Origin of the sequence: Variovorax sp. CF079 (assembly GCF_900101545.1) — a bacterium.
Taxonomy (GTDB): domain Bacteria; phylum Pseudomonadota; class Gammaproteobacteria; order Burkholderiales; family Burkholderiaceae_C; genus Variovorax.
On the sequence record NZ_FMZU01000006.1, the window covers coordinates 1 to 23797 of the forward strand.

A 23797-nucleotide genomic window follows, 5' to 3' on the forward strand; every position below is an offset into this window, starting at 1 on the left:
TGATCAACCCGATCGCCATGGAAGAAGGCCTGCGCTTCGCGATCCGCGAAGGCGGCCGCACCGTGGGCTCGGGCGTGGTGGCGAAGATCCTCGACATCTGATTCGAGCGCACAAAGGAATCACCATGGCCACCAAGCAAAAAATCCGCATCCGCCTGAAGGCGTTCGACTACAAGCTGATCGACCAGTCGGCCGCCGAGATCGTGGACACCGCCAAGCGCACCGGCGCGATCGTCAAGGGCCCCGTGCCCCTGCCGACCCGCATGAAGCGTTTCGACATCCTGCGTTCGCCGCACGTCAACAAGACGAGCCGCGACCAGTTCGAGATCCGCACGCACCAGCGCCTGATGGACATCGTCGACCCGACCGACAAGACCGTGGACGCGCTGATGAAGCTCGACCTGCCGGCCGGCGTGGACGTCGAGATCAAGCTTCAATAAGAAACTTCGGTTACTTCACAAGAGCCCGCCCGCAGAAATGCCGGCGGGCTTTGTTTTTTGACACTTGGCTGTGGCATTCTCCGGGGGGGCGGCGATTGGCCGGGACGTGAACGCTCAGAGGGCGAAGATGAAGACTAGAACATGGCTCTTGCGGGCCTTTGCGGTGGCTGTCGCGGTGGTGCTTGGCGCATGTGGCGGCGGAGGCGGGGGCGGCGGCGGTTTTCCGATCGCGGGACTGCCGGGCGCGACGACCGTCACGCTGAACGGCACCGTTACTTTCGATTCGGTGCCGAATGCGACAGGGACGCTGAACTATTCGGCCATCGCGATCAAGCCGGTTCGTGGCGCTGTGGTCGAAGTCGTCAACGGCGCGTCGGCGGTAGTGGCGACGGCGAGCACCGACGCCAGCGGCGCCTATTCCGTTTCCGTGCCTTCCAACACAACCGTCGTGGTGCGGGTCAAGGCCCAGATGCTGCAAACCGGCTCGGGCGCGAGCTGGGACGTCACAGTCCGCGACAACACCCAGTCCGACGCGATCTACGCGATGGAAACGCCCGCGTTTCCCACCGGCGTGGTGGCCACGCTCACGCGCGACGTCCATGCGCCCTCCGGCTGGGACGGCGCAAGCTACGCATCGACCCGCGTCGGCGGGCCGTTCGCGCTGCTCGACACGATCTATACGACTCAGGCCAAAGTTCTCTCGGTGGCGCCGGGCACTGCCTTCCCGCTGCTGCGCGTGTTCTGGAGCGTCAACAACGTACCGGCGTCGGGCAATCTGGCGCTGGGGCAGATCGGAACGACCTTCTTCACCAACAGGAGCACGGGCCGCGCCATCTACGTGCTGGGCAAGGAGAATGTCGATACCGACGAATACGACGCCCCCGTCGTGGCACACGAGTGGGGGCACTACTACCAGTCGGCCTTCAGCCGCGACGACTCGCCGGGCGGCAGCCATTCCCTGAGCGAGCTGCTCGACCGGCGGCTGGCGTTTTCGGAAGGCTGGGGCAATGCCTGGTCAGGCATCGCGCTGGGACGCAGCAACTACACGGATTCCACCGGCCCGGGCCAGGCGCAGGGGGGCAACCTCAACCTGGCCGCAGGTGCGCCGTCCAATCCAGGCTGGTTCCGCGAGGCGTCGATCCATTCGATCCTTTGGAACCTCAACAACCAGGTCGGCTTCAAGCCGATTCATGACACCCTGACCGCCACATCGTTCAAGAACGGCGTCGCGGTTACCTCTATTCATCCGTTCACTGCCGCCTTCAATTCTGCGGCGCCAGGCAGCGTCGGAGCCTTGAACGCATTGCTCGCCGGTCAGAGTATCAATGCGGCCTCGAACGATCCTTTCGGGGTGCAGGAAACGAACGGCAGCACCGTCGTTGGACTCCAGAGTTTTGCCTTGCCTATGTACAAAGCGGCCACTGTTGGGGGCGCCACGTCTGCTTGCGTGACCAACCAGGCGGGGGCGGGCAACAAGCTGGGCAGCTACGTCTACCTGCGGTTTACCGCCCCAGCGGGCAATCACCCGATCACGGTTACAGGGCCTCCCGCCGCGGATCCGGATTTCGTCGTTTACGCGGGACGCCAAATCGCCGAGGCCGACGGCCTAGGTGCGAGCGAAACCGCCACTGTCAGCCTGCCCGGTGGCGAGGCCGTTTTGGTCTTGAACGACTTCAACAACTCGTCGTCGAACACATGCTTCACTGTCACCATCAATTGAGGAGCGCATCCATGCGTGCATATCGCAGCTTGGCAGCCATCGTCGTCGCGTCGCTGGCGATGGGCGTGTCCTTGCAAGCCTGCGCCGACAGCAAGCCGGAGCGCAGTGCGCCCAAGATGACCGCGGCGCCGGCAAAGTCGAACGGCTCCGGCGTTTCCGTCCAGTACCGCGTCGACGGCACGCCGCAGGCCGGGAGTGCGGTTTCCGTCGTGCTGAGCTTCGACGGCATCACCGATCCCGCCGGTGCCTCGGTCCGCCTGACGGCCGAAGGGGGGCTCTCGCTGGTCGGCGCCGGAGGAACGCAGGCGCTGCCGGCCGGCCAGGCGACGACATTGACGGTCCAAGTCGTGCCTGGCGCCGAAGGCGTCGGCTATCTCCATGTGTTTACGACCCAGCGCGGCGCCACCAGCGCCACCTCGGTCCCCGTGCAGGTGGGCAAGGCCGCTTCCGCCATGCCCGCGAGCGACACGCTCAAGCAGACGCCGGACGGCGACAAGATCCGGTCGATGCCGGTGAAATAGGGCGCGCTGCGCGATTCCATTCGGCCGCTTGCTCTTGCGGCCGTCCGCGGGCTATAATATTTGGCTCTGCCTAACTTGCGCCTTTTGGGTGTTCGTTGCGCAGAGCTTTATTAACCTTCTTCCGCATACCAAACGCTGTCGCCAATTGAAGTGGCAGCGGCGGGAGTTTTGGAGAAAAACCAATGAGTCTGAGCAACTCCCTCGGGTTGCTGGGCCGCAAGGTGGGGATGATGCGTCTCTTCACCGATGACGGGGATGCAGTTCCTGTCACGGTGGTGGATGTGTCCAACAACCGCGTGACCCAGATCAAAACCCAAGAGACCGATGGCTACGTCGCACTGCAAGTGACGTTCGGCTCGCGCAAGGCATCGCGCGTCACCAAGCCCGAAGCAGGTCACCTCGCCAAGGCTGGCGTCGAAGCCGGCGAAATCATTCAGGAATTCCGCGTGACGGCCGATACGGCAGGTCAGCACAAGGCCGGCGGCGTGATTGCCGCGACCAGCGTGTTCGCGGTGGGCCAGAAGGTCGACGTGCAAGGCACCTCGATCGGCAAGGGTTACGCCGGCACCATCAAGCGCCACAACATGAGCTCGCAGCGGGCGTCGCACGGCAACAGCCGTTCGCACAACGTCCCCGGCTCCATCGGCATGGCGCAGGATCCGGGCCGCGTGTTCCCGGGCAAGCGCATGACGGGCCACCTCGGCGACGTCACCGTGACGACCCAGAACCTCGACGTCATCCGTATCGACGAAGCACGCCAGCTGCTTCTGATCAAGGGCGCGATCCCGGGCTCCAAGGGTGGCTTCGTCACCGTGCGTCCGGCCGTCAAGGCCAAGCCGCAAGCGGCTGAAGGAGCGAAGTAAATGCAACTCGAACTCCTGAACGAACAAGGCCAGGCCGCGTCGAAGTACGACGCCCCCGAGACCGTGTTCGGCCGTGACTACAACGAAGACCTGGTTCACCAGATCGTCGTCGCATTCCAGGCCAACGCACGCCAAGGCACGCGCGCCCAGAAGGACCGCGAACAGGTCAAGCACTCGACCAAGAAGCCTTTCAAGCAAAAGGGAACGGGCCGTGCCCGTGCCGGTATGACTTCCTCGCCGCTGTGGCGCGGGGGCGGCCGCATTTTCCCGAACATGCCCGACGAAAACTTCTCGCAGAAGATCAACAAGAAGATGTACCGCGCCGGCATGGCCTCCATCTTCTCGCAGCTCGCTCGCGAAGGCCGTCTGGCCGTGGTCGATTCGATCAAGGTCGACTCGCCCAAGACCAAGGCGCTGGCCGCCAAGTTCAAGGCGATGAATCTCGAGTCCGTGCTCGTGATCGCCGAGGAAGTCGACGAGAACCTGTACCTGGCCTCGCGCAACCTGGTGAACGTGCTCGTCGTCGAGCCGCGTTACGCCGATCCGGTGTCGCTGGTCCACTACAAGAAGGTGCTGGTCACCAAGGGCGCCGTCGACAAGCTCAAGGAGATGTTCGCATGAGCCGCATGAACCCGACTCCGCAGCAGCGTCAGTTCGACGAAGGTCGTCTGATGAGCGTTCTGGTCGCCCCGATCGTGTCCGAAAAGGCCACGATGGTCGGCGAGAAGTCGAACGCAGTCACTTTCAAGGTGTTGCAGGACGCCACCAAGCCCGAGATCAAGGCCGCCGTCGAACTGATGTTCAAGGTCCAAGTCCAGGGCGTGTCGGTGCTCAATACCAAGGGCAAGACCAAGCGCTTCGGCAAGTCCGTCGGCCGCCGCGACAACGTTCGCAAGGCCTATGTGACGCTGAAGGCCGGTCAAGAGCTCAATCTCGTTGGGGAAGGCGCTTAATCATGGCCGTCATCAAGATGAAACCCACTTCGCCGGGCCAGCGCGGCGCGGTGAAGATCTCGCGGGACCACCTCTACAAGGGTGCGCCGCACGCTGCCCTGCTGGAACCCCAGTTCCAAAAGGCCGGCCGCAACAACAACGGTCACATCACGACCCGTCACAAGGGTGGTGGCCACAAGCACCACTACCGCGTGGTGGACTTCGTGCGCAACAAGGACGGCATCCCGGCCAAGGTCGAACGCATCGAGTACGACCCGAACCGCACCGCCCACATCGCGCTCGTGTGCTACGCCGATGGCGAGCGCCGCTACATCATCGCCCCGCGCGGCCTGGAAGCCGGTGCAACGCTGTTGAGCGGTGCGGAAGCCCCGATCCGCGCCGGCAACACGCTGCCGATCCGCAACATTCCCGTGGGTTCGACGATCCACTGCATCGAACTGCAGCCCGGCAAGGGCGCGCAGATCGCCCGTTCGGCCGGTACCTCGGCCACGCTGCTGGCCCGCGAAGGCGTCTACGCCCAGGTCCGCATGCGCTCGGGTGAAGTTCGCCGCGTGCACGTCGAGTGCCGCGCGACCATCGGTGAAGTCGCCAACGAAGAACACAGCCTGCGCCAGCTCGGCAAGGCCGGTGTGAAGCGCTGGATGGGTATCCGCCCGACCGTTCGCGGCGTGGTGATGAACCCGGTCGACCACCCGCACGGCGGCGGCGAAGGCAAGACCGGCGAAGGCCGTCATCCTGTCGATCCGTGGGGCAATCTCACCAAGGGTTATCGCACCCGCAACAACAAGCGCACGCAGGTCTTCATCGTGTCGCGTCGCAAGAAGTAAGGGACAGCACAATGACTCGCTCTCTCAAAAAGGGTCCGTTCGTCGACCACCACCTGGTGGCCAAGGCCGACAAGGCCGTGACGACCAAGGACAAGAAGCCGATCAAGACCTGGTCGCGCCGCTCGATGGTCTTGCCCGAGTTCATCGGCCTGACCATTGCCGTGCACAACGGCAAGCAGCACGTGCCTGTCTATATCACCGACCAGATGGTCGGCCACAAGCTCGGCGAATTTGCGCTCACGCGCACGTTCAAGGGGCACCCCGCGGACAAGAAAGTCCAGAAGAAGTAAGGAACGACCATGTCTGAAACACGTGCAGTCCTCCGCGGCGTCCGCCTTTCGGTCGACAAGGGCCGTCTGGTCGCCGACCTGATCCGCGGCAAGAAGGTCGATCAAGCGCTCAACATCCTGCAGTTCACGCAGAAGAAGGCCGCTGTGATCGTCAAGAAGGTGCTCGAGTCGGCCATCGCCAACGCCGAGCACAACGACGGTGCCGACATCGACGAACTGAAGGTCAAGACCATCTACGTCGAACAGGGCGCCACGCTCAAGCGCTTCACCGCGCGCGCCAAGGGTCGCGGCAATCGCATCAGCAAGCCGACGTGCCATGTGTACGTGACGGTCGGCAACTAAGAGGCTGGAAGAAATATGGGACAGAAAATCCACCCCACCGGCTTCCGCCTCGCGGTCAGCCGTAACTGGTCCAGCCGCTGGTACGCAAGCAACCGCGACTTCGCGGGCATGCTGGCCGAAGACATCAAGGTGCGCGAGTACCTGAAGAAGAAGCTCAAGAACGCGTCCGTGTCGCGCGTGCTGATCGAGCGTCCCGCCAAGAACGCACGCATCACGATCTACTCGGCACGTCCGGGCGTCGTGATCGGCAAGAAGGGCGAGGACATCGAAAACCTCAAGCGCGAACTCGGCAAGCAACTGGGCGTGCCGGTCGCAGTGAACATCGAAGAAGTGCGCAAGCCCGAAATCGATGCGCAGCTGATCGCCGACAGCATCACGCAGCAGCTCGAGAAGCGGATCATGTTCCGCCGCGCCATGAAGCGCGCCATGCAGAACGCCATGCGTCTGGGTGCCCAGGGCATCAAGATCATGTCGGCCGGCCGCCTGAACGGCATCGAAATCGCCCGCACCGAGTGGTACCGCGAAGGCCGCGTGCCGCTTCACACGCTGCGCGCCGACATCGACTACGGCACCTCGGAAGCCAAGACCACCTACGGCGTCATCGGCGTCAAGGTCTGGGTCTACAAGGGCGATACGCTGGGTCGTAACGACCTGCCGGCCGTCGAAACGCCGCGTCCCGAAGAAGAGCGCCGCCCGCGTGGCCCGCGCCGCGATGGCCGCCCCGGTGGCGACCGTCCCGGTTCCGACCGCCGCGGCCCCGGCCCGCGCGCCGGTGCCCGTGGTCCGATCGGCGGCAACGTCGCTCCGGCCGACGGCAGCGACAAGCCCGCAGAAGCCACTGGTGGTGCCCCGGCAGCACCGGGTGCAGACTCGAAACCCGCCGTTAAGCGCGTGCGCAAGCCCGCGCCAGCTGCAGCAGCTGACGGTGCCAAGAACGAGTGATCGTTCTTAGATCCACGGAGTAACAAACATGCTGCAACCTGCACGCAGAAAGTTCCGCAAGGAACAAAAGGGCCGCAACACCGGCATCGCGACCCGCGGCAACGCGGTGTCCTTCGGTGACTTCGGCCTGAAGTCGATCGACCGCGGCCGCCTGACGGCGCGCCAGATCGAAGCCGCTCGTCGCGCGATCTCGCGCCACGTCAAGCGCGGTGGCCGCATCTGGATTCGCGTGTTCCCCGACAAGCCGATCTCCCACAAGCCCGCCGAAGTGCGGATGGGTAACGGCAAGGGCAACCCCGAGTACTACGTCGCCGAAATCCAGCCTGGCAAGGTGATCTACGAGATCGTCGGCGTGCCCGAAGAACTCGCCCGCGAAGCGTTCCGCCTGGCTGCCGCCAAGCTGCCGCTGCGCACCACCTTCGTCGCGCGCCAGCTCGGCGCCTGATCGAGGAGAACACTGATGGCAACACGTAAGAAGAAGGACGCCGCGGCCACGCCGGCCAAGGTGTCGAAGGCGCAAGCGCTGCGCGACAAGGACGTCGCCGGCCTGCAGACCGAAATCAAGGATCTGCAGAAGGCCCATTTCGGCCTGCGCATGCAGAAGGCTACGCAACAACTGTCGAACACGTCGACGCTGCGCGTCACGCGCCGCGACATCGCTCGTGCCAAGACCATTCTTGCGCAGAAGCAGCAGCAAGAAACTCAAGCCGCCAAGTAAGGAGTGAACATGACGGAAGCTAAAAAATCCCTCAAGCGCACCTTGATCGGCAAGGTGGTCAGCGACAAGCGCGAGAAGACCGTGACCGTGCTGGTCGAGCGTCGTGTGAAGCACGAGCTCTACGGCAAGATCGTGGCCAAGACGAGCAAGTACCACGCCCACGACGAAAAGGGCGAGTACAAGATGGGCGACACCATCGAGATCACCGAAAGCCGGCCGATCTCGAAGTCGAAGAACTGGGTCGTGACCCGCCTGGTCGAAAAGGCCGTGCTGGTCTGATCCCCCGGCGATACAGCCAAAGCAAAAGCGGCCCACAATGTGGGCCGTTTTTCTTTTTCAGGAGCAGTTCAGATGATCAAAGTCGGCGACACCCTTCCTCCCGCGACCCTGCAGGAATATTCCGAAGTCGAAGGCGAGGGTTGCAGCATCGGGCCGAATCCGGTCGACGTGGCCAAGGCGGCCGCAGGCAAGACCATCGCGCTGTTCGCGCTGCCCGGCGCTTTCACGCCGACCTGCTCGGCCAAGCACGTGCCGGGCTACGTGCAGCACTTCGAGGACTTCAAGGCCGCCGGCGTCGACGAGATCTGGTGCGTGAGCGTCAACGACGCCTTCGTCATGGGCGCCTGGGCGCGCGACCAGAAGACCGGCGCCAAGGTGCGCATGCTGGCCGACGGCAGCGCCGCCTTCGCGAATGCGACCGGCCTGACGCTGGACCTGACGGCGCGTGGCATGGGCGTGCGCAGCAACCGTTATTCGATGCTGGTGAAGGACGGCAAGGTGGCGACGCTCAATGTCGAAGCGCCCGGCAAGTTCGAGGTCAGCGACGCCGACACGCTGCTCGCACAAGCACGCGGCTGAGCGCTCGCGAGCTTAAAGATCCACCTTGAGGTAGTGCGACCCCGCGATGGGGTTGTGATAGTACGGCGGCACCTCTTCGAAGCCCAGATCTTCGTAGAGGGCCCGCGCCGATTCCATGTCGTCGAGCGTGTCGAGCAGCACGCAGGCGTAGCCAGCGCCGCGTGCCGCGTCCAGCATGGCTTCGGCCAACTGGCGGCCGAGCCCCAGGCCGCGGAAGGCGGGCCGCACGTAGAGCCGCTTCATTTCGGCCGCGTTCGGATAGTCGGACGTGTCCAGGGGGCGCAGCGCGCAGCAACCGGCGACATGGGCCAGGCCGCCCTGCGCCCGTTGAATCAGAGGCACATCGGCCATCGCGGCCGCGTCCTTGATGTCGACCAGCGCCAGCAGCAGCGCGCCGCGCGGCTCCTCGTAATCGCCGGGCAGATTGGCGAGCTCCTCGTCGAAGTTCTGGAAGCACAGATCGATGCCCAGCGAGGCCGCGTAGTCCTTGAAGATCGCGCGCGTCGCCTCGATTTCCTGCCTTTCGTCGGGCGTGATCAGCACGATGTCCGGCGTGTCCGCCAGGGGCAGGGGGCGTGAAGCAGAGAAGCTCATGCTCTGAGCGACGCGATCCACGCCGCAAAGGCCGCGCACACCGCGAACACCACCAGGGCCAGCAGCCGCGAGGCGGCATCGTCGCGGCTTGGTGCGGCGCTGCCATCCGTCACCAGCTTGTCGCCCGAGATCATCGGCCACACCAGACGGCGGCGCCTGATGAGCACGTAATAGAGCACCGCCAGCACATGCAGGCCGACCAGTGCAATCACGATCCATTTGCCCTGCGTGGTGTGCCACCCTGTGGCCAGGCTCACCGTCGCGCCGGAGACGAAGCGTGTGAGCGGGCCGGACGCGGTGATTTCGTCGTCGGCCACCAGGCCACTCGCGACCTGCAGCGCCAGGATCGCAAGCAGCGCGAAAACCGAGAATGCGCCCAGCGGCGAATGGCCGATGAGGTGGTCCGGGTGAGCACGCCCGCGCAGGTAGTTCATGACCGAGCCGGGCGAATAGATGAAGGCAGCGAAGCGCGACCAGCGCCCGCCGATGAAGCCCCAGACGAGGCGAAACAGCAGGAGCGAAAGCACCGTGTAGCCCCCGCGAAAGTGCCACTCCATGATGCCGGCAAAGCCGGTCACGACCTGGCTGATCACCGCCGCCGTGAGCGCCCAGTGAAACACGCGCGTCGGCAGGTCCCAGACCCGCGTACGAGTCGCGCTGGCGTCACCCAGGCTCGCGCGGCGCGTGCTGGGCTCGAAGGTGTCGGACATCGGGAGGATGGGGTGCGCGAGGCTGCGGGAAACGCAGATTAGCAAAGTCGCGGCCGTCGCGCCTTCGGGTTGTCTCTATGCACGGTGCTCGCCCAGCCCCGGGACACTTGTCGCGGCGCCGGCCCCATGGCGCTTTCTAACAAGGAAACACGATGAATCGCCTTGCCTCGTTTACCCTGGCTGCGGCCGGTGCCGCGCTTTGCCTGCCTGCGATCGCCCAGTTTGCCAAGAAAGAAGACGCCATCAAGTATCGCCAGAGTGCGATGTTCATCCAAAACCAGCACGTGGGCCGTCTGGGCGCCATGGCCAGCGGTCGCGCACCCTATGACGCGGCGGCGGCGATCGCCAATGCCCAGGTGGTGGCCGAGATTTCCAAGCTGCCCTGGGCCGGGTTCGGCCCCGGGACCGAGGGTGGCAAGGCCAAGCCGGAAATCTGGAAAGAGCAGCCGAAATTCAAGGAGTTCAACGAGAAGCTGATGGCCGAGACCAGCAAACTCCCGGCCGCTGCCGGCAACCTGGATACGCTCAAGGCCGCGATGGCATCGGTGGGTGACACGTGCAAGTCGTGCCACGACACTTTCCGCAAGGACTGAGCATCCGAGAGCCTTCCTGGACGCCGCTCAGGCTTCGGCCAGCAGCTTCTCGATCAGCTTGTGCAGCTCGGCAAAGTCGGGTTCGCCCACGTAGCGCTTCACGATCTCGCCGCGCTTGTTGACGATGTAGGTGGTCGGCGTGAGCTTCACGTCGCCCCAGGCCTGCGCCACCGCGCCGGTGTTGTCGATCGCCACCTTGAACGGCAGCTTGCGGGTTTCGACGAAGTTGACCACGTAGCTCGGCGGGTCGTAGCTCATGGCCACCGCCAGCGTGTCGTAGCCCCGGCCCTTGTACTTGTCGTAGGTGGCGATCACCTTGGGCATCTCGGCCACGCAGGTGACGCAGCTGGTGGCCCAGAAATTGACCAGCGTGACCTTGCCCTTAAGATCGTCCGTGCTCTTCTTGCTGCCGTCGAGCAGCACGAAGGTCGATGCCGGCGCCGCCGACACTCCCGTACTCAGGTACACGCCCACGCCGATGGCCAGGGCGATCGCGATGGCGGCGGCGTAGATGATTTTTTTCATGGGAGAACGATGGATGGACCGCCGAGATTTTAGTTCCGCCTTCCTGGCCGCGCCCGCCGCCCTGGCATTGCTGGCCATGCGGCACGCTCATGCGCTGACGATCGACGATCTCAGCGCCGGCGACGCCTCGAAGGGGCTCAAGGCCGCGCTCGAGAAGGGCGCCACCGCGGCGGTCAGTCTGTTGGGGCGGCAGGACGGCTTTCTGGGCAATCCCAAGGTCCGCATTCCGCTGCCCGGCTACCTCGAAGACGCGGCCAAGATGCTGCGCGTGGTGGGCCAGGGCGGCCGCATCGACGAACTCGTGACCGCGATGAACCGCGCTGCCGAGCAGGCGGTTCCGGCCGCCAAGGACCTGCTGGTGAATGCGGTGCGCACCATGAGCGTGGCCGACGCCAAGGGCATCCTGGTCGGCGGCGACACCTCGGTCACCCAGTTCTTCGCCAACAAGACCCGCGCGCCGCTCACGGAGAAATTTCTGCCCGTCGTGACCTACGCCACGGTCAAGGTCAAGTTGGCCGAGAAATACAACCACATCGCCGGCAAGGCGGCCGGCTACGGCCTGGTGAAAAAGGAAGACGCCAACATCCAGCGCTACGTGACCGGCAAATCGCTCGACGGGCTCTACCTCATGATCGGCGAGGAAGAACGCAAGATCCGCCAGGACCCGGTCGGCAGCGGCAGCGCGATTCTCCAGAAGGTGTTCGGCGCATTGCGTTGATGCTCTTTTCGTTCCGTCCCCGATTCGCGGCGCTCGCCCTGGCCGCTGCCGCCCTCGGCGCCTGCAGCCCGGTCTTCAATTGGCGCGAAGTCCCGATCGGGGACGACGGCTTGATCGCGCTCCTGCCTTGCAAGGCCGACCGCGCGACGCGCATGCTGCCGCTCGGCGCCGAGCTGATCAGCGTCGACGTGACCGGTTGCGAGGCCGGCGGTGCCACATTCGCCGTCGCGCATGCCGCGGCCAGCGATGCGGCGCAGGCCGAGTCCTGGATGCGCGCCTGGCGTGCGGCAACGCGCACGCAGCTGGCCGGTGCCCCGATGGCCGAGGCGCCGGCCGTGCTGCCCCGGGCCACCGACTCGCCCGGGCCCATGCGGCTCGAAACCCAGGCCGGCGCCAGCGCGCCGACCCACGTGCTCTGGTTCGCCCAGCAGCGCGCCGGAAAGATGGCGCTCTACCAGGCGACCGTGCTCGGCAAGCCTTCTTCGCCCGAGGCGCGCGCCATCTTTTTCGAGGGATTGCGTCTTCCGTGAGCGGCGTTCTTGCAGGCCGCGGCCGGATCGCCGCGGTCTTCCTGGCCTTTGCTTTCGCCTACTTTCTCTCGACGCTGGTGCGTGCCATCACCGCCACGCTGTCGCCCACGCTGACGGCGGACTTCGAGCTCCATTCGCGCGACCTCGGCTTGCTCGCGGGGGGCTATTTCCTCGGCTTCGCGTTCACGCAACTGCCGATGGGCAACTGGCTCGATCGCCACGGCCCCAAGCGCGTGATCCTCTGCTTCCTGGCGGTGGCGGTCGCCGGCTGCCTGCTGTTTTCGGTGGCGACGCAGTTCTGGCTGCTGCTGGCGGCGCGCGTGCTCACCGGCGTAGGCGTCAGCGCCTGCCTCATGGCGCCGTTGACCGGCTACCGCCGCTGGTTCGACCCGGCGCTGCAGCTGCGCAGCAACTCCTGGATGCTCATGATCGGCTCGCTCGGCCTGGTCGCCGCCACGCTGCCGGTGCAATGGCTGATGCCGCTGGTGGGCTGGCGGCCGCTTTTCTGGCTGCTCGCGGCCGGCGTGCTGGTTTCGATGCTGGTGATCGCCTGGGCGGCGCCGACCTGGGACAACGCCGCCCACGCCGCGAACGTTCAGGAAGTTGCGACGCCTCGCCAGGACGCCGGCTACGCCGCCGTGTGGCGCGATCCCTTTTTCCGCAAGCTCATGCCGATCGGTTTCTTCAATTACGGCGGCTTCGTCGCCATGCTGACGCTCTGGGTCGTCCCGTGGCTCACGCGTGTCGCCGGCTATGCGTCGGCCCAGGCCGCGGATGCACTGTTCTGGATCAGCATCGCGATGCTCGTCACCTACTGGCTCTGGGGCGCCGCCAACCCGTGGCTGGTGCGCCGCGGCATCGCCGCTGCCCGGCTGATCGGCTGGGGCCTGCCGCTCGCCATGGCGGCCCTGGCCGCCATTCTGGTGCTCGGCCCCGCGGCGGGCACCGTGGCCTGGGCGATCTTCCTCTGCAGCTCGACCGTCGTGGCGCTGGCCCAGCCCGCAGTCGCGATGGCACTGCCCGCCTCGCTGGCGGGGCGCGCCCTCTCGGCGTACAACCTGGTGGTGTTTCTCGGCGTTTTCGTGGTTCAGTGGGGCGTCGGCCTCTTGGTCGACCTGTTCGGTCGCGCCGGCCTCGACACCGTGGGCGCCTTCCGTGGCGCGCTGGGCCTGTTTCTGGGATGCTGTCTGTTGTCTTATTTCTACTTCCTGTGGGCGCCCCCGCATAATCGACGGACTGCCCTCCGACCCGCATGAACAGCATCTTCATCATCGCCCACTCGCCGCTCGCCCAGGCGCTGCGGCAGTGCGCGCTGCATGTGTTCCCCGACAGCGAGGCCTCGGTCGTCGCGCTCGACGTGCTGCCCAATGTGTCGCCGGACGAAACCCTGGCGGCGGCGCGCATCACGCTGGCCCAGCTGCAGCGCACGCCGCGCTCGCAGGTGCTGGTGCTGGCCGACGTGTTCGGCGCCACGCCCTGCAACGTGGCGCAGAAGCTGGTCGACGGCGTACGCTCGCGCCTCGTGGCTGGCGTCAACCTGCCGATGCTGCTGCGCGCGGTGAGCTACCGCAACGAGCCGCTCGAAACCCTGGTGCAGCGCGCGCTCACCGGCGGCACCGCGGGCGTGATGCAGGTGGCGGTGGCGGCACCCCAGAATCAGGCAAGAAGAAAGCACAGTGACGAAGACATCCGTGACCATCAGCAATAAGCTGGGGCTGCATGCGCGCGCCTCGGCCAAACTCACCAAGCTCGCCGGCAGCTATCCGTGCGAGGTCTGGCTCTCGCGCGGCGACCGCCGCGTCAATGCCAAGAGCATCATGGGCGTGATGATGCTGGCCGCGGGCATCGGCGTGACGGTCGATATCGAAACCAACGGGGAACGGGAACAGGAGGCGCTGGACGCCATCGTTGCCCTTATGAACGACAAATTCGGAGAAGGCGAATGACCTTTGCCGTCCATGGGCTGCCGGTCGCCCGTGGCATTGCGATCGGACGTGCCGTGCTCGTGGTCTCGAGCCGCATCGATGTGGCTCACTACTTCATCAAGCCCGAGCAGATCGACACCGAGATCGACCGCGTGCGCACGGCGCGCAACGCGGTGGCCGAGGAACTGCAGAAGCTGCAAGCAAGCGTCGCGCTGATGGGGCCGAACGACGCGCCGCACGAACTCGCGGCGCTGCTCGAAGTGCACCAGATGCTGCTGCAGGACGAGGTGCTGACCGGCGGCGTCAAGCACTGGATCGTCGAGCGCCTCTACAACGCCGAATGGGCGCTCACCACGCAGCTCGAGGTGATCGCGCGCCAGTTCGACGAAATGGAGGACGAGTACCTGCGCGAGCGCAAGGCCGACCTCGAGCAGGTGGTCGAACGCCTGCTGCACCGCATGAAAGGCACGGCCGCCGTGCTGGCCCCGACCCCGCCGCGGCGCAAGCGCAGGGCCGAGGACGACGACGCCGATCCGACCGCCAACGACGCCATCGACGCGCCGCTGGTGCTGATCGCGCACGACCTCTCGCCGGCCGACATGCTGCAGTTCAAGAAGAGCGTGTTCGCCGGCTTCGTAACCGATGTCGGCGGCCGCACCTCGCACACCGCGATCGTCGCGCGCAGCATGGACATCCCGGCCGTGGTCGGCGCGCGCAGCGCGAGCCAGCTGGTTCGGCAGGACGACTGGGTCATCATCGATGGCGACGGCGGCGTGGTGATCGTCGACCCCTCACCGATCATCCTGGCCGAGTACGGCTTCAAGCAGCGCCAGAACGACCTCGAGCGCGGGCGGCTTTCGCGCCTGCGCCACAAGCCGGCCGTCACGCTGGACGGCCAGCGCGTCGACCTGCTGGCCAACATCGAGATGCCCGAGGACACCATCGGCGCGGTCAAGGCCGGTGCGGTCGGCGTCGGCCTGTTCCGCAGCGAGTTCCTGTTCATGGGCCGCGAAGCGCAACGCCTCACGCGCCTGCCCGACGAGGAAGAGCAGTACCAGGCCTACAAGCGCGCGGTCGAGGGCATGCAAGGCATGCCGGTCACGATCCGCACCATCGACGTCGGCGCCGACAAGCCGCTCGACGGCAAGTCGGTGCGCGACGACGGGCATCTGAACCCGGCACTGGGCCTGCGCGCGATCCGCTGGAGCCTGGCCGATCCGGCCATGTTCCTCACGCAGCTGCGCGCCATCCTGCGCGCCGCCGCCCACGGCGAGATCCATCTGCTGATCCCCATGCTCGCGCATGCGAGCGAGATTCGCCAGACGCTCTCGCTGATCGACTTCGCGCGTGCCGAGTTGGACAACCGCGGCGTGGTGCACGGCAACGTGAAGCTCGGCGCGATGATCGAGATCCCCGCCGCGGCGCTCACGCTCAAGACCTTCCTGAAGTACTTCGACTTCCTGTCGATCGGCACCAACGACCTGATCCAGTACACGCTGGCCATCGACCGCGCCGACGAGTCGGTGGCGCACCTCTACGACCCGGCCCATCCCGCGGTGCTGCGCCTGGTGGCCGAGACCATCGCCGAGTGCCGGCGCCAGGGCAAGGGCGTGAGCGTGTGCGGCGAAATGGCGGGCGACGTCATGTTCACGCGGCTCCTGCTGGGCATGGGGTTGCGCAGCTTCTCGATGCACCCCTCGCAGATCCTGGCCGTCAAGCAGGAGGTGCTGCGCGCCGACACGAGCAAGCTCGAAGCCTGGGCGCAGCAGGTGCTCGAGGCCGAAGAGCCGGCCGCCGCGCTCACGCCGGCGGCTGCGCCGCAATAAAACGAAACACGGCGAAACCGCCGCGAAAGGACTTCGCGGCGCCTGAATCGCACCATCGAGTCTTCCTGATCGACGTCCGATCAGTTCTCAAGGAAGACTCTCATGAAACCCTGGTTCAAACGTTCACTTTTCGGTTTCGCCGGTGCGGCACTCGTCGCGGGCAGCCTGGTCGGCTGCGGTCATCGCCATGGCTGGAGCGGCGCTTCCGAGCAGGACCGCGCCGAGTTCCGCGCCAGGATGGTCGAGCGCGTGGGCAGCAAGCTCGATCTCGATGCCGCGCAGAAGCAGAAGCTCACGGTGCTGACCGAGAAGCTGCAGGCCCAGCGTGCCGCGCTGCGCGGCGGCGGCGATCCGCGCGCCGAGTTCCGCGCCCTGTTCGCCGGTGCCAAGCTCGACCAGGAGCGAGCGAAGAAGCTGGTGGAAGACAAGACCGCCGCCATCCAGGTCGGCAGCCCCGAGGTGATCGCGGCCGCGGCCGACTTCTTCGACAACCTGAACCCGGCACAGCAGCAGAAGGTGCGCGAGTTCATGGAGCGCCGCGGTCGCTGGGGGCGCCATGGCTGAAGCATCTGCGCCGCGTTTCGTCGCACCGCGGGCGCCGGGCGCGCCCTGGGCCCGGCAAGCCCCGATCGAAGGCTCGTCGTCCGGCGCCACGCTGGGCGGCGTGCGCATCGTGCTGCGCCTCGAAGGCCTCGTTGTGCTCGCGGCGGCCGTGGCCGCCTACATGCACCTGGGCGCGGGCTGGGGCGCCTTCGCGATGCTGTTCCTGCTGCCCGATCTGTCCTTCCTCGGCTACCTCGGCGGTCCGCGCGTGTGCGCCATCGCCTACAACGCTGCGCACTCGTACATCGGGCCGGTCGCGCTGCTGGTGCTGGGCTTCCTCGGCGACGTGCCTGCCGCACTGGCCCTCGGGCTGATCTGGTGCGCACACATCGGCCTCGACCGTGCGCTCGGTTATGGGCTCAAGTACGGCAACGAGTTCGGTGCCACGCACCTTGGCCGCATCGGGCGCGCCGACCCATGGTGAGCACGGCGATCCGATGCCGGCGGGGCTGATCCCGAGCTATGTGTTCGCCGGTATGCACAATCGCGGAATGCCCCGCATCCTGCTGATCGACGACGACGAGCACCTCGCCGCGCCGCTGGCCAGTTACTTCGCGCGTTTTGACTGCGCGCTCGAGAGCGTCACGCGCCCGAGCGAAGGCCTCGCGAAGCTGCGCGCCGGCCACTACGACGCCGCCATCCTCGACGTGATGCTGCCCGAAATGGACGGCTTCGCGCTGTGCCGCGAGATCCGCAAGGAGAGCGACATCCCTATCGTGATGCTGACCGCGCGCGGCGACGTGATGGACCGCGTGGTGGGCCTCGAGCTCGGCGCCGACGACTATCTGCCCAAGCCCTTCGAGCCGCGCGAGCTGGTGGCGCGCGTGCAGACCATCCTGCGCCGCCAGCGCGCGCCGGCGCCGGCCGCGGCCACGCAGCGTCGCGTGTTCGAGGGTTTGTCCATCGACCTCGACAAGCGCGAGGTGCTGCGCCAGGGCGAGCGCGTGGAACTGACCGGCACCGAGTTCGAACTGCTGGCGCTGCTGGCCGACCAACCCGGCAAGGTCTGGAGCCGCGACGACATCCTCAACCGCCTGCGCGGCCACGAGGCCGAGCTCTACACGCGCGCGGTTGACATCGTCGTGAGCCGGTTGCGCAAGAAGCTGGAGCCGCTGGACTGCATCAAGACCCTGCGCAACGCGGGCTACACGCTTGCCGTCGGCAAGGGCCCGCCGTGAGGCGCAAGCACGGCACGCCGCGCCAGTGGGGCCATCGGTGGCGCCATTCGCTGCGGCTGCGGCTGATCACGGTGTTCGTGCTGCTCGCGATGGCGATGGCGGCCGTGTTCCTGAGCGGCATGCAGCGTGCGTTCTCCAGCGGCTGGCGCGAGGCGGCCCAGCCGCTGGTCGCCGACTACATGGACCGGCTGGTGGCCGAGCTCGGCACGCCGCCCGATGTCGCGCGCGCCGAGGCGATGGTCGTGCGGCTGCCGATCTCGATCCGCATCGAAGGCCCCAAGGTCAACTGGGATTCGCATCCCCAGCGCCGCTGGCGCGGCTTCGGCCCGCGCAGCGGCGACTGGCTCACGCGCAGCACCGCCGACGGCCACCGCGTGAGCTTCGGCCTCGGCACCCTGCCGTGGCAGCGCGAGCCGCACGGCATCGGCTGGATCACGCTGGCGCTGCTGCTGGGCCTGATCGTGCTCGCCTACGTCTATGTGCGCCGGCTGCTGCGGCCGCTCGACGACATCCGCGCCGGCGCCGAGCGCTTCGGCCGCGGCGCCTTCGACCAGCCGATCCCGCTGCGCCGGCGCGACGAGCTGGGCGACCTGGCGCAGCGCATCAACACCATGGCGCACGACATCCAGGCCATGCTCGATGCCAAGCGCGCGCTGCTGCTGGCGCTGAGCCACGAGCTGCGCTCGCCGCTGACGCGCGCCCGGCTCAACGCCGAGCTGCTGCCGGCCACGCCCGAAGGCGAGACCGAACGCGCCGCGCTCTTGCGCGACCTGGCCGAGATGCGCGACCTGATCAGCGACCTGCTCGAAAGCGAGCGCCTGGCCAGCCCGCATGCGGCGCTGCAGCGCGAGCCGGTGGACTTGGCGGCGCTGGTGCGCGAGGTGGCGGGCGAACACCCGGAAGGCGAGCGCGTCGTGCTCGACCTGGCCTCCAAGCTGCCGACACTGGCGCTGGACCGCCTGCGCATCCGTCTGCTGGTGCGCAACCTGCTCGACAACGCGCTGCGCTACGGCGCCGAAGCCGCCGAGCCGCCGCACATCGCGCTGCGCGCGGCGGGGCAGGGCGGCATCGAACTGGAAGTGCGCGATTTCGGGCCCGGCGTCGAGCCCGCGCAGCTCGAGCGCCTGACCGAGCCCTTCTACCGCACCGACAGCGCACGCCAGCGCGCGACCGGCGGCGTCGGGCTCGGCATGTACCTGTGCCGGCTGGTGGCCGAAGCGCATGGTGGCACGCTCCGCGTGCGCAACGCGCAGCCGGGCCTCGCGGTCAGCGTCGTGCTGCCTGGCGCCTGAACTCGCTCGGGCTGCCGCCGGTGTGTTCGCGGAACACGCGGCTGAAATGCGAGAGGTTGGAAAAGCCCGAGGCCAGTGCGATGTCGGTGATCGGCCGTGCCGCATTCGCCGGATCCACCAGGTCGCGGATGCAGCAGGCCAGGCGCTGGTGGAGGATGTAGCCGGCCAGCGTGTCCTCGTCGCCGGCAAAGGCGTTGTGCAGATGGCGCTTGCTGCAGCGCAGCGCCTGCGCAATGCCGTCGATGGACAAAGAAGGATCGCGCAGATGCTGCGCCACGTGCTGGCGGATGCGGTCCTTCAGCGCCTCGCGCTGGGTGCGCGGCGTTTCCTGGCCGGCCAGCTCCATCAGCGACAGCCGCACCAGCTGGATGATCAGCTCGCCCGCGCCGCGCGACGCCGCCTCGCTCATGTAGGGCAGCTCGAGGTAGGTGTTGCGCATGGTCTCCAGCGCCACGCGCGAGATGCCGCTTGCGCCGCCCACGCGGCGCGCCACCAGCTCGCCCAGCGGCAGGTCGGGCACCGCCAGCTGGTCCTTGGGCAGCATCACGATCAGGTGGTCGCTGCGCTCTGGGTTGGCCACCGTGTAGTCGGCGGTGGTGTCATAGAGCGTCCAGCCGCCGGTGCGCACCGAGGCCTCGCGGCCGCGCTGCGTCACCGCCGCTGAGCCCTGCCAGGGCGCGACGATCTTCAGGTACGCGGCCTCGCTGCTGCGCGCCATCTGCGGGGTGCGCAGCACGCGGTGGCGATTGGCTTCCAGCCGCGTGAGGATCACGTCGCCGGCATGCGAGGCCGCGATGTGGCCGTCGAACTCGCTGTCGCCGTAGAGCTCGGAATCGAGGCCGCCGAAATGGCGCCAGACCCATTCGCGCCAGACCGGTGCGCGCTCGCGCGGCGGGACTTCGTCGGTCGACAGCTGCAGGGAGGCGGTCATGCGCCTATTGTCTGGTGGGCTGCGGCTGGCGGGCTTTGCGGGTTAACCACTAGCGGCGTGCACGCTGCGTCAAATGCTTTGTGCGCAGCGGGCACAGCGGCGCAGGGTTGCACTTCCTACGATCACGGCATCGGACGCAAACGACGCCCGCAAGGAGACTCGCATGCCAAACGCCCATCGCCGCCGCTGGATCCAGCAAGCCGCCACCGCCGTCGGCGCTGCCGCCGTCGCGCCGCACCTGTTCGCGCAGGGCGCGCCGGTGAAGATCGGCTATGCCATCGCCCGCACCGGCCCCTGGGCGGCCGGCGCGCAGGTGAGCCAGGAGCCCAACTACCTGCTGTGGGCCGAGCAGGTCAATGCGGCCGGCGGGTTGTCGGTGAAGGGTGCGAAGCGGCCCATCGAGCTCGTCGGCTACGACGACCGCAGCGAGACCGAGACCTGCGTGCGCACCTTCGAGAAGCTGATGGGCAGCGACAAGGTCGACCTGATCCTGCCGCCCTGGGGCTCGGGCGCCAACTTCGCCGTGGCGCCGCTGGCCAACCGCTTCGGCTATCCGATGCTGGCGCCCACCGCGCTCTCGCGCAAGCTGATCGACATGCAGCTGCCGTACTTCTTCTCGCTGCTGCAGCAGCCCGACAAGATGATGGGCGCGCTGGTCGACATGCTGGTCGCGAACGGCGTGAAGACGATCGCCATCGTCTACATGGACGACCTGTTCGGGCTGGAGAACTTCGCCGCCCTCAATGCCGCGCTCAAGAAAACCGGCATCCAGGTGCTGGAGCGCAAGAGCTACCCGCTCGGCGTGAAGGATCTGGCGCCGGTGCTGCGCACGATGAAGGACATGAACCCCGATGCCTTCATCGGCATCACTTACCCGCCCGACACCATCCTGGCCAGCCGCCAGGCGCGCGAGGTGGGCTTCAATCCGAAGTACTTCTATGCCTCGGTCGGCACCGCCTTCCAGCTCTACAAGAACGTGATGGCGGCCAACACCGAGGGCGTGATCGGCATGGGCTCGTGGAACGCCAAGACCAGTCCCGAGGCCAAGGCGTATTTCGATGCGCACACCAAGAAGTTCGGCAAGGAGCCCGACCGCTGGGCCAGCGGCCATTGCTGGGCCGGCCTCGAGATCCTGCAGCAGGCGGTGGCCAAGGTGGGCCTGGAGCGCAAGGCGCTGCGCGAGCAGATCGCGAAGAACGAGTTCAGGACCATCCTCGGGCCGATGCGCTTCGAGGGCAGCGAGAACGTCTCCATCCCCGGCACCGTGGCGCAATGGCAGGGTGGCGAGTTCGAGGTGGTGTGGCCGAAGAACCGGGCCACCGCACAACTGATGCCGAAGCCGGCCTGGAAATAGCGTGTCCCTCACTGGATGGGCCGAGCTCATGGCCGGCGGCTTGATCACGGGCGGCATCTACGCGCTGGTCGCGATCGGGCTGAACCTGCAGTACGGCCTGATGCGCATCATGAACATCTCGCACGGCGAGTTCCTGATGCTGGGCGCCTTCCTGACCTGGTGGGCGCACACCGCCTGGGGCATCTCGCCGCTGGTGTTCCTGCCGGTCGCCTTCGTGGTGCTGATGGGAATCGGCATGGCGGTGCACCGACTGTGCTTTCGTCAGGTCGCGGCGCGCGCGCCCAGCGTCGAAGTGTTCGAGGCGCGCAGCCTGATGGTCGGCTTCGGCCTGATGTTCTTCGTGCAGAACACGGCGCTCCTGATCTGGGGTGGCGACCTGCGCGGCTACGACTACCTGGCCGAGCCGGTGCAGGTGGCGGACATGCGCTTCACCGTCAACAAGCTGGTGCTCTTCGGCATCGCGCTCGCCCTGAGCCTGGTGCTCATCGCGCTGCTCAGGCTCACGCTGCTCGGCAAGGCGGTGCGCGCGCTGATGCAGTCGCCCGTCGGCGCGCAGCTGGTGGGGATCAACACGAAGCGGCTGCATCCGCTGATGTTCGGCATCGGCCTCGGGCTCTCGGGCGTGGCCGGCGCACTGCTGTCGATGACCTACGAGATCTCGCCCTCGATGGGCGAGCCTTACACCGTGACCGCGCTGATCGTCATCACGCTCGGCGGCTTCGGCAGCATCGCGGGCAGCCTGGTCGGCGGCCTGCTGCTGGGTGTGGTCGAGGCGCTGGGCATGCACTTCACGAGCCCCTCGTTCAAGATGCTGCTGTCCTATGCGGTGTTCATCGGCGTCCTGATCTGGCGCCCCAACGGGTTGTTCTCGCGATGAAGCCCGCATTCGCCAACAGGCCCTGGCTTTGGCTCTCCATCGGGCTGCTGCTCGCCGCCGGCGTGCCGTGGGTGGCTTCGGACTTCGTGAGCGCGGTCGCACTGAGCTGCCTCATGTACATCGCACTCGCCTGCAGCTGGTCGCTGTTCTGCGGCGCGACGCGCTACCTGTCGCTGGCGACCTCCGCCTTCTTCGGGCTCGGCGCGTACGCCAGCGCGACGCTGCTGGGCGTGCTGCCCTGGCCCCTGGTGATCCTCTGCGGCGCTGCGCTCGCCAGCGTGGTCGCGGTGGCGATGGGCACGGCCGTGCTGCACCTGCGCGGCACCTACTTCGCGGTGCTGACCTTCGGCATGACCGAGCTGATCCGCCATGCCGTCACCTTCGTCGAGAAGCAGGTCTCGGGCACCGTGGGCCGCGTGCTGACGGTGGTGCCGTCGAACGAGACGGTGTACCTCACGGTGCTCGCGATTGCCGGCGCCGCGATCGCGGCGGCGATCCTCGTCAAGCGCAGCCGCTTCGGCCTTGCGCTCGCGGGCATCGGCGCCGACGAGCAGCGTGCACAGACGCTGGGCGTGGACACGCGGCGCATCAAGATCGCGGGCTTCGCGCTGACCGCCGCCTTCGCGGGCGCGGCCGGCGCCGCGATGGCGGTGCGCTGGACCTACATCGAGCCGGCCGCGGTGTTCAGCCCCTTCATCGGTTTCCAGACCGTGCTGATCGCACTGATCGGCGGCGCGGCCAGCATCGGCGGGCCGATCGTCGCGGCCATCGTCTTCAGCCTGCTGGCCGAGACGCTGCGGCTGCAACTGCCCTACGGCTACATGATGGTGCTGGGGCTCTTGCTGATCCTGTGCGTGATGTACCTGCCCAACGGCCTCGCGACGCTGTGGCAAAGGCAGAGAAATGAATGATGCGGTGATTCCCCTGCTCGAAGCCCGCGAGCTCACCGTGCGCTTCGGTGGACTGACGGCCGTCGACGCGGTCAGCGCGCGGCTGCATGCGGGCGAGCTGGTCGGCATCATCGGGCCCAACGGCGCGGGCAAGACCACTTTTTTCAATGCCATCTCGGGCGTCATCGCGCCGACCTCCGGCAAGCTGCTGGTGCAGGGCACCGTCGATCTCACCGGCCGCGGCCCGCACCACTACGCGGCGCACGGCATCGCGCGCACCTTCCAGACGCCGCGCGTGATGGCCGAGATGACGCTGGCCGACAACGTGCGCTTCGGCATGCAGTTCGCGGGGCGCCATCGCACGCCGCTCGCAGGTTTGAAGAGCGAGGGCGACATTCTCGATATGCTGGGCCTCGGTGCGCTGGCCGGTCGCATGGCGGCGGACGTCACGCCTTCGCAGCAACGCTTGCTCGAGATCGGCATGGCGCTTGGCACGCGGCCGCGTGTTTTGTTGCTCGACGAAGTGGCAGCCGGGCTCACCGAAGCCGAGGTCGATGCGATGGCGCGGCGCATCCGCAGCCTGCGCGACGCGCATGGGCTCACCGTCGTCTGGATCGAGCATGCGGTGACCACGCTGCTGCGCTACGTCGAGCGCGTGTTGGTCCTGCACCAGGGCCGCAAGATCGCCGATGGATCGCCGGCCGACGTGGTGCGCAATGCCGAAGTGGTCGAGGCCTATCTGGGCGACGAGATGGAGGCGCAGTGAGCGCCGCCGGGC

Annotated in this window: 33 protein-coding genes and 1 pseudogene; 30 read left to right on the top strand and 4 right to left on the bottom strand. The window is 67.0% G+C overall.

The window, feature by feature from the left end; all coding sequences use genetic code 11:
- The 15 genes and pseudogenes from BLS74_RS09110 to BLS74_RS09180 form a co-directional block, all read left to right on the top strand.
- Positions 1-101, top strand: a pseudogene (locus tag BLS74_RS09110) (elongation factor Tu); the annotation flags it as partial.
- A 23-nt stretch (positions 102-124) separates the two neighbouring features.
- Positions 125-439, top strand: a complete 315-nt coding sequence (gene rpsJ, locus BLS74_RS09115; RefSeq protein WP_028250951.1) for a 30S ribosomal protein S10 — start codon at positions 125-127, stop codon at positions 437-439.
- 127 nt (positions 440-566) lie between these two features.
- Complete coding sequence (locus tag BLS74_RS09120) at positions 567-2159, top strand: carboxypeptidase-like regulatory domain-containing protein (RefSeq protein ID WP_093104740.1); 1593 nt, start codon at positions 567-569, stop codon at positions 2157-2159.
- 11 nt (positions 2160-2170) lie between these two features.
- A complete protein-coding gene (locus BLS74_RS09125; RefSeq protein WP_244503813.1) occupies positions 2171-2680 on the top strand; it encodes a hypothetical protein in 510 nt (169 codons plus the stop codon).
- 182 nt (positions 2681-2862) lie between these two features.
- Positions 2863-3543 carry a 50S ribosomal protein L3 gene (gene rplC, locus BLS74_RS09130; protein WP_093104744.1) on the top strand — a complete coding sequence of 227 codons (681 nt, stop codon included), beginning with the start codon at positions 2863-2865 and terminating at the stop codon, positions 3541-3543.
- Positions 3544-4164 (top strand): 50S ribosomal protein L4, encoded by a 621-nt coding sequence (rplD, locus tag BLS74_RS09135; protein ID WP_093104745.1) that lies wholly within the window; start codon positions 3544-3546, stop codon positions 4162-4164.
- A gap of 5 nt (positions 4165-4169) precedes the next feature.
- Positions 4170-4496: a 50S ribosomal protein L23 gene (rplW, locus tag BLS74_RS09140; protein ID WP_170855568.1), complete on the top strand. Its 327-nt coding sequence runs from the start codon at positions 4170-4172 to the stop codon at positions 4494-4496.
- Positions 4497-4498: 2 nt separating this feature from the next.
- The gene (gene rplB / locus BLS74_RS09145; RefSeq protein WP_093104747.1) at positions 4499-5323 is read left to right on the top strand and encodes a 50S ribosomal protein L2; all 825 of its coding nucleotides are present in this window, start codon (positions 4499-4501) and stop codon (positions 5321-5323) included.
- An 11-nt stretch (positions 5324-5334) separates the two neighbouring features.
- Positions 5335-5613 carry a 30S ribosomal protein S19 gene (gene rpsS, locus BLS74_RS09150; RefSeq protein ID WP_007838132.1) on the top strand — a complete coding sequence of 93 codons (279 nt, stop codon included), beginning with the start codon at positions 5335-5337 and terminating at the stop codon, positions 5611-5613.
- Positions 5614-5622: 9 nt separating this feature from the next.
- Positions 5623-5955, top strand: a complete 333-nt coding sequence (gene rplV / locus BLS74_RS09155) for a 50S ribosomal protein L22 (RefSeq protein ID WP_019657678.1) — start codon at positions 5623-5625, stop codon at positions 5953-5955.
- Positions 5956-5970: 15 nt separating this feature from the next.
- Complete coding sequence (gene rpsC, locus BLS74_RS09160) at positions 5971-6897, top strand: 30S ribosomal protein S3 (RefSeq protein WP_093104748.1); 927 nt, start codon at positions 5971-5973, stop codon at positions 6895-6897.
- Positions 6898-6925: 28 nt separating this feature from the next.
- Entirely contained in the window at positions 6926-7342 is a 417-nt protein-coding gene (gene rplP / locus BLS74_RS09165) for a 50S ribosomal protein L16 (protein WP_028250943.1), read from the top strand.
- A 60-nt stretch (positions 7343-7402) separates the two neighbouring features.
- Positions 7403-7615, top strand: a complete 213-nt coding sequence (gene rpmC / locus BLS74_RS09170) for a 50S ribosomal protein L29 (RefSeq protein WP_093105418.1) — start codon at positions 7403-7405, stop codon at positions 7613-7615.
- A 9-nt stretch (positions 7616-7624) separates the two neighbouring features.
- Entirely contained in the window at positions 7625-7894 is a 270-nt protein-coding gene (gene rpsQ / locus BLS74_RS09175) for a 30S ribosomal protein S17 (protein WP_093104757.1), read from the top strand.
- Positions 7895-7966: 72 nt separating this feature from the next.
- Positions 7967-8473 carry a peroxiredoxin gene (locus BLS74_RS09180; protein ID WP_093104760.1) on the top strand — a complete coding sequence of 169 codons (507 nt, stop codon included), beginning with the start codon at positions 7967-7969 and terminating at the stop codon, positions 8471-8473.
- Between the two features lie 12 nt (positions 8474-8485).
- Here BLS74_RS09180 and BLS74_RS09185 read toward each other — a convergent pair whose 3' ends face one another.
- Together BLS74_RS09185 and BLS74_RS09190 are read right to left on the bottom strand one after the other, a co-directional pair.
- Complete coding sequence (locus BLS74_RS09185) at positions 8486-9067, bottom strand: GNAT family N-acetyltransferase (protein ID WP_093104771.1); 582 nt, start codon at positions 9065-9067, stop codon at positions 8486-8488.
- Complete coding sequence (locus BLS74_RS09190; RefSeq protein ID WP_093104774.1) at positions 9064-9777, bottom strand: cytochrome b/b6 domain-containing protein; 714 nt, start codon at positions 9775-9777, stop codon at positions 9064-9066. The genes BLS74_RS09185 and BLS74_RS09190 overlap by 4 nt, the downstream gene beginning before the upstream one ends.
- Before the next feature lie 152 nt (positions 9778-9929).
- On the opposite strand from BLS74_RS09190, the gene BLS74_RS09195 reads away from it, so the two are divergent.
- The gene (locus BLS74_RS09195) at positions 9930-10370 is read left to right on the top strand and encodes a c-type cytochrome (RefSeq protein ID WP_093104777.1); all 441 of its coding nucleotides are present in this window, start codon (positions 9930-9932) and stop codon (positions 10368-10370) included.
- A gap of 27 nt (positions 10371-10397) precedes the next feature.
- On the opposite strand, the gene BLS74_RS09200 is transcribed toward BLS74_RS09195, so the two are convergent.
- Positions 10398-10895, bottom strand: a complete 498-nt coding sequence (locus BLS74_RS09200) for a TlpA disulfide reductase family protein (protein WP_093104779.1) — start codon at positions 10893-10895, stop codon at positions 10398-10400.
- A 13-nt stretch (positions 10896-10908) separates the two neighbouring features.
- Between BLS74_RS09200 and BLS74_RS09205 the strand changes: the two genes are divergently transcribed.
- From BLS74_RS09205 to BLS74_RS09250, 10 genes are all read left to right on the top strand, one after another.
- The gene (locus BLS74_RS09205; RefSeq protein WP_093104782.1) at positions 10909-11613 is read left to right on the top strand and encodes a DUF4197 domain-containing protein; all 705 of its coding nucleotides are present in this window, start codon (positions 10909-10911) and stop codon (positions 11611-11613) included.
- A complete protein-coding gene (locus tag BLS74_RS09210; RefSeq protein ID WP_093104785.1) occupies positions 11613-12143 on the top strand; it encodes a hypothetical protein in 531 nt (176 codons plus the stop codon). The genes BLS74_RS09205 and BLS74_RS09210 overlap by 1 nt, the downstream gene beginning before the upstream one ends.
- On the top strand, positions 12140-13399 hold the full coding sequence (locus BLS74_RS09215; RefSeq protein ID WP_244503814.1) for an MFS transporter: 1260 nt from the start codon (positions 12140-12142) through the stop codon (positions 13397-13399). Before BLS74_RS09210 ends, BLS74_RS09215 begins: the two co-directional genes overlap by 4 nt.
- Complete coding sequence (locus BLS74_RS09220) at positions 13396-13851, top strand: PTS sugar transporter subunit IIA (RefSeq protein ID WP_093104787.1); 456 nt, start codon at positions 13396-13398, stop codon at positions 13849-13851. Before BLS74_RS09215 ends, BLS74_RS09220 begins: the two co-directional genes overlap by 4 nt.
- Positions 13820-14089 carry an HPr family phosphocarrier protein gene (locus tag BLS74_RS09225; protein WP_093104790.1) on the top strand — a complete coding sequence of 90 codons (270 nt, stop codon included), beginning with the start codon at positions 13820-13822 and terminating at the stop codon, positions 14087-14089. The genes BLS74_RS09220 and BLS74_RS09225 overlap by 32 nt, the downstream gene beginning before the upstream one ends.
- Positions 14086-15894, top strand: a complete 1809-nt coding sequence (gene ptsP, locus BLS74_RS09230; protein ID WP_093104793.1) for a phosphoenolpyruvate--protein phosphotransferase — start codon at positions 14086-14088, stop codon at positions 15892-15894. Before BLS74_RS09225 ends, ptsP begins: the two co-directional genes overlap by 4 nt.
- A 102-nt stretch (positions 15895-15996) precedes the next feature.
- Positions 15997-16458, top strand: coding sequence for a Spy/CpxP family protein refolding chaperone (locus BLS74_RS09235; RefSeq protein WP_093104796.1), 462 nt, complete (start codon positions 15997-15999; stop codon positions 16456-16458).
- Positions 16451-16921 carry a DUF4260 domain-containing protein gene (locus BLS74_RS09240; protein WP_093104798.1) on the top strand — a complete coding sequence of 157 codons (471 nt, stop codon included), beginning with the start codon at positions 16451-16453 and terminating at the stop codon, positions 16919-16921. The genes BLS74_RS09235 and BLS74_RS09240 overlap by 8 nt, the downstream gene beginning before the upstream one ends.
- A 67-nt stretch (positions 16922-16988) precedes the next feature.
- Positions 16989-17675: a response regulator transcription factor gene (locus tag BLS74_RS09245; protein ID WP_093105423.1), complete on the top strand. Its 687-nt coding sequence runs from the start codon at positions 16989-16991 to the stop codon at positions 17673-17675.
- Positions 17672-18967 carry a HAMP domain-containing sensor histidine kinase gene (locus BLS74_RS09250; protein ID WP_244503815.1) on the top strand — a complete coding sequence of 432 codons (1296 nt, stop codon included), beginning with the start codon at positions 17672-17674 and terminating at the stop codon, positions 18965-18967. Before BLS74_RS09245 ends, BLS74_RS09250 begins: the two co-directional genes overlap by 4 nt.
- Here BLS74_RS09250 and BLS74_RS09255 read toward each other — a convergent pair.
- Positions 18942-19898 (bottom strand): AraC-like ligand-binding domain-containing protein, encoded by a 957-nt coding sequence (locus BLS74_RS09255; RefSeq protein WP_093104801.1) that lies wholly within the window; start codon positions 19896-19898, stop codon positions 18942-18944. The genes BLS74_RS09250 and BLS74_RS09255 overlap by 26 nt on opposite strands.
- Positions 19899-20061: 163 nt before the next feature.
- Between BLS74_RS09255 and BLS74_RS09260 the strand changes: the two genes are divergently transcribed.
- The 4 genes from BLS74_RS09260 to BLS74_RS09275 are packed head-to-tail and all read left to right on the top strand — an operon-like array spanning position 20062 to position 23785.
- Entirely contained in the window at positions 20062-21252 is a 1191-nt protein-coding gene (locus BLS74_RS09260) for an amino acid ABC transporter substrate-binding protein (RefSeq protein ID WP_093104804.1), read from the top strand.
- A 1-nt stretch (position 21253) separates the two neighbouring features.
- Positions 21254-22129: a branched-chain amino acid ABC transporter permease gene (locus BLS74_RS09265; RefSeq protein ID WP_093104807.1), complete on the top strand. Its 876-nt coding sequence runs from the start codon at positions 21254-21256 to the stop codon at positions 22127-22129.
- Positions 22126-23040 carry a branched-chain amino acid ABC transporter permease gene (locus BLS74_RS09270; RefSeq protein WP_093104810.1) on the top strand — a complete coding sequence of 305 codons (915 nt, stop codon included), beginning with the start codon at positions 22126-22128 and terminating at the stop codon, positions 23038-23040. Before BLS74_RS09265 ends, BLS74_RS09270 begins: the two co-directional genes overlap by 4 nt.
- Positions 23033-23785, top strand: a complete 753-nt coding sequence (locus tag BLS74_RS09275; protein ID WP_093104812.1) for an ABC transporter ATP-binding protein — start codon at positions 23033-23035, stop codon at positions 23783-23785. The genes BLS74_RS09270 and BLS74_RS09275 overlap by 8 nt, the downstream gene beginning before the upstream one ends.
- Positions 23786-23797 lie beyond the last annotated feature (12 nt).

What these genes read in the sequence shown, in the direction of transcription:
- rpsJ (WP_028250951.1), top strand. Translation starts at nt 125, where the DNA reads ATGGCCACCAAGCAAAAAATCCGCATCCGCCTGAAGGCGTTCGACTAC.
- BLS74_RS09120 (WP_093104740.1), top strand. Translation starts at nt 567, where the DNA reads ATGAAGACTAGAACATGGCTCTTGCGGGCCTTTGCGGTGGCTGTCGCG.
- BLS74_RS09125 (WP_244503813.1), top strand. Translation starts at nt 2,171, where the DNA reads ATGCGTGCATATCGCAGCTTGGCAGCCATCGTCGTCGCGTCGCTGGCG.
- rplC (WP_093104744.1), top strand. Translation starts at nt 2,863, where the DNA reads ATGAGTCTGAGCAACTCCCTCGGGTTGCTGGGCCGCAAGGTGGGGATG.
- rplD (WP_093104745.1), top strand. Translation starts at nt 3,544, where the DNA reads ATGCAACTCGAACTCCTGAACGAACAAGGCCAGGCCGCGTCGAAGTAC.
- rplW (WP_170855568.1), top strand. Translation starts at nt 4,170, where the DNA reads ATGAACCCGACTCCGCAGCAGCGTCAGTTCGACGAAGGTCGTCTGATG.
- rplB (WP_093104747.1), top strand. Translation starts at nt 4,499, where the DNA reads ATGGCCGTCATCAAGATGAAACCCACTTCGCCGGGCCAGCGCGGCGCG.
- rpsS (WP_007838132.1), top strand. Translation starts at nt 5,335, where the DNA reads ATGACTCGCTCTCTCAAAAAGGGTCCGTTCGTCGACCACCACCTGGTG.
- rplV (WP_019657678.1), top strand. Translation starts at nt 5,623, where the DNA reads ATGTCTGAAACACGTGCAGTCCTCCGCGGCGTCCGCCTTTCGGTCGAC.
- rpsC (WP_093104748.1), top strand. Translation starts at nt 5,971, where the DNA reads ATGGGACAGAAAATCCACCCCACCGGCTTCCGCCTCGCGGTCAGCCGT.
- rplP (WP_028250943.1), top strand. Translation starts at nt 6,926, where the DNA reads ATGCTGCAACCTGCACGCAGAAAGTTCCGCAAGGAACAAAAGGGCCGC.
- rpsQ (WP_093104757.1), top strand. Translation starts at nt 7,625, where the DNA reads ATGACGGAAGCTAAAAAATCCCTCAAGCGCACCTTGATCGGCAAGGTG.
- BLS74_RS09180 (WP_093104760.1), top strand. Translation starts at nt 7,967, where the DNA reads ATGATCAAAGTCGGCGACACCCTTCCTCCCGCGACCCTGCAGGAATAT.
- BLS74_RS09185 (WP_093104771.1), bottom strand. Translation starts at nt 9,067, where the DNA reads ATGAGCTTCTCTGCTTCACGCCCCCTGCCCCTGGCGGACACGCCGGAC.
- BLS74_RS09190 (WP_093104774.1), bottom strand. Translation starts at nt 9,777, where the DNA reads ATGTCCGACACCTTCGAGCCCAGCACGCGCCGCGCGAGCCTGGGTGAC.
- BLS74_RS09195 (WP_093104777.1), top strand. Translation starts at nt 9,930, where the DNA reads ATGAATCGCCTTGCCTCGTTTACCCTGGCTGCGGCCGGTGCCGCGCTT.
- BLS74_RS09200 (WP_093104779.1), bottom strand. Translation starts at nt 10,895, where the DNA reads ATGAAAAAAATCATCTACGCCGCCGCCATCGCGATCGCCCTGGCCATC.
- BLS74_RS09205 (WP_093104782.1), top strand. Translation starts at nt 10,909, where the DNA reads ATGGACCGCCGAGATTTTAGTTCCGCCTTCCTGGCCGCGCCCGCCGCC.
- BLS74_RS09210 (WP_093104785.1), top strand. Translation starts at nt 11,613, where the DNA reads ATGCTCTTTTCGTTCCGTCCCCGATTCGCGGCGCTCGCCCTGGCCGCT.
- BLS74_RS09220 (WP_093104787.1), top strand. Translation starts at nt 13,396, where the DNA reads ATGAACAGCATCTTCATCATCGCCCACTCGCCGCTCGCCCAGGCGCTG.
- ptsP (WP_093104793.1), top strand. Translation starts at nt 14,086, where the DNA reads ATGACCTTTGCCGTCCATGGGCTGCCGGTCGCCCGTGGCATTGCGATC.
- BLS74_RS09235 (WP_093104796.1), top strand. Translation starts at nt 15,997, where the DNA reads ATGAAACCCTGGTTCAAACGTTCACTTTTCGGTTTCGCCGGTGCGGCA.
- BLS74_RS09240 (WP_093104798.1), top strand. Translation starts at nt 16,451, where the DNA reads ATGGCTGAAGCATCTGCGCCGCGTTTCGTCGCACCGCGGGCGCCGGGC.
- BLS74_RS09245 (WP_093105423.1), top strand. Translation starts at nt 16,989, where the DNA reads ATGCCCCGCATCCTGCTGATCGACGACGACGAGCACCTCGCCGCGCCG.
- BLS74_RS09255 (WP_093104801.1), bottom strand. Translation starts at nt 19,898, where the DNA reads ATGACCGCCTCCCTGCAGCTGTCGACCGACGAAGTCCCGCCGCGCGAG.
- BLS74_RS09260 (WP_093104804.1), top strand. Translation starts at nt 20,062, where the DNA reads ATGCCAAACGCCCATCGCCGCCGCTGGATCCAGCAAGCCGCCACCGCC.
- BLS74_RS09270 (WP_093104810.1), top strand. Translation starts at nt 22,126, where the DNA reads ATGAAGCCCGCATTCGCCAACAGGCCCTGGCTTTGGCTCTCCATCGGG.
- BLS74_RS09275 (WP_093104812.1), top strand. Translation starts at nt 23,033, where the DNA reads ATGAATGATGCGGTGATTCCCCTGCTCGAAGCCCGCGAGCTCACCGTG.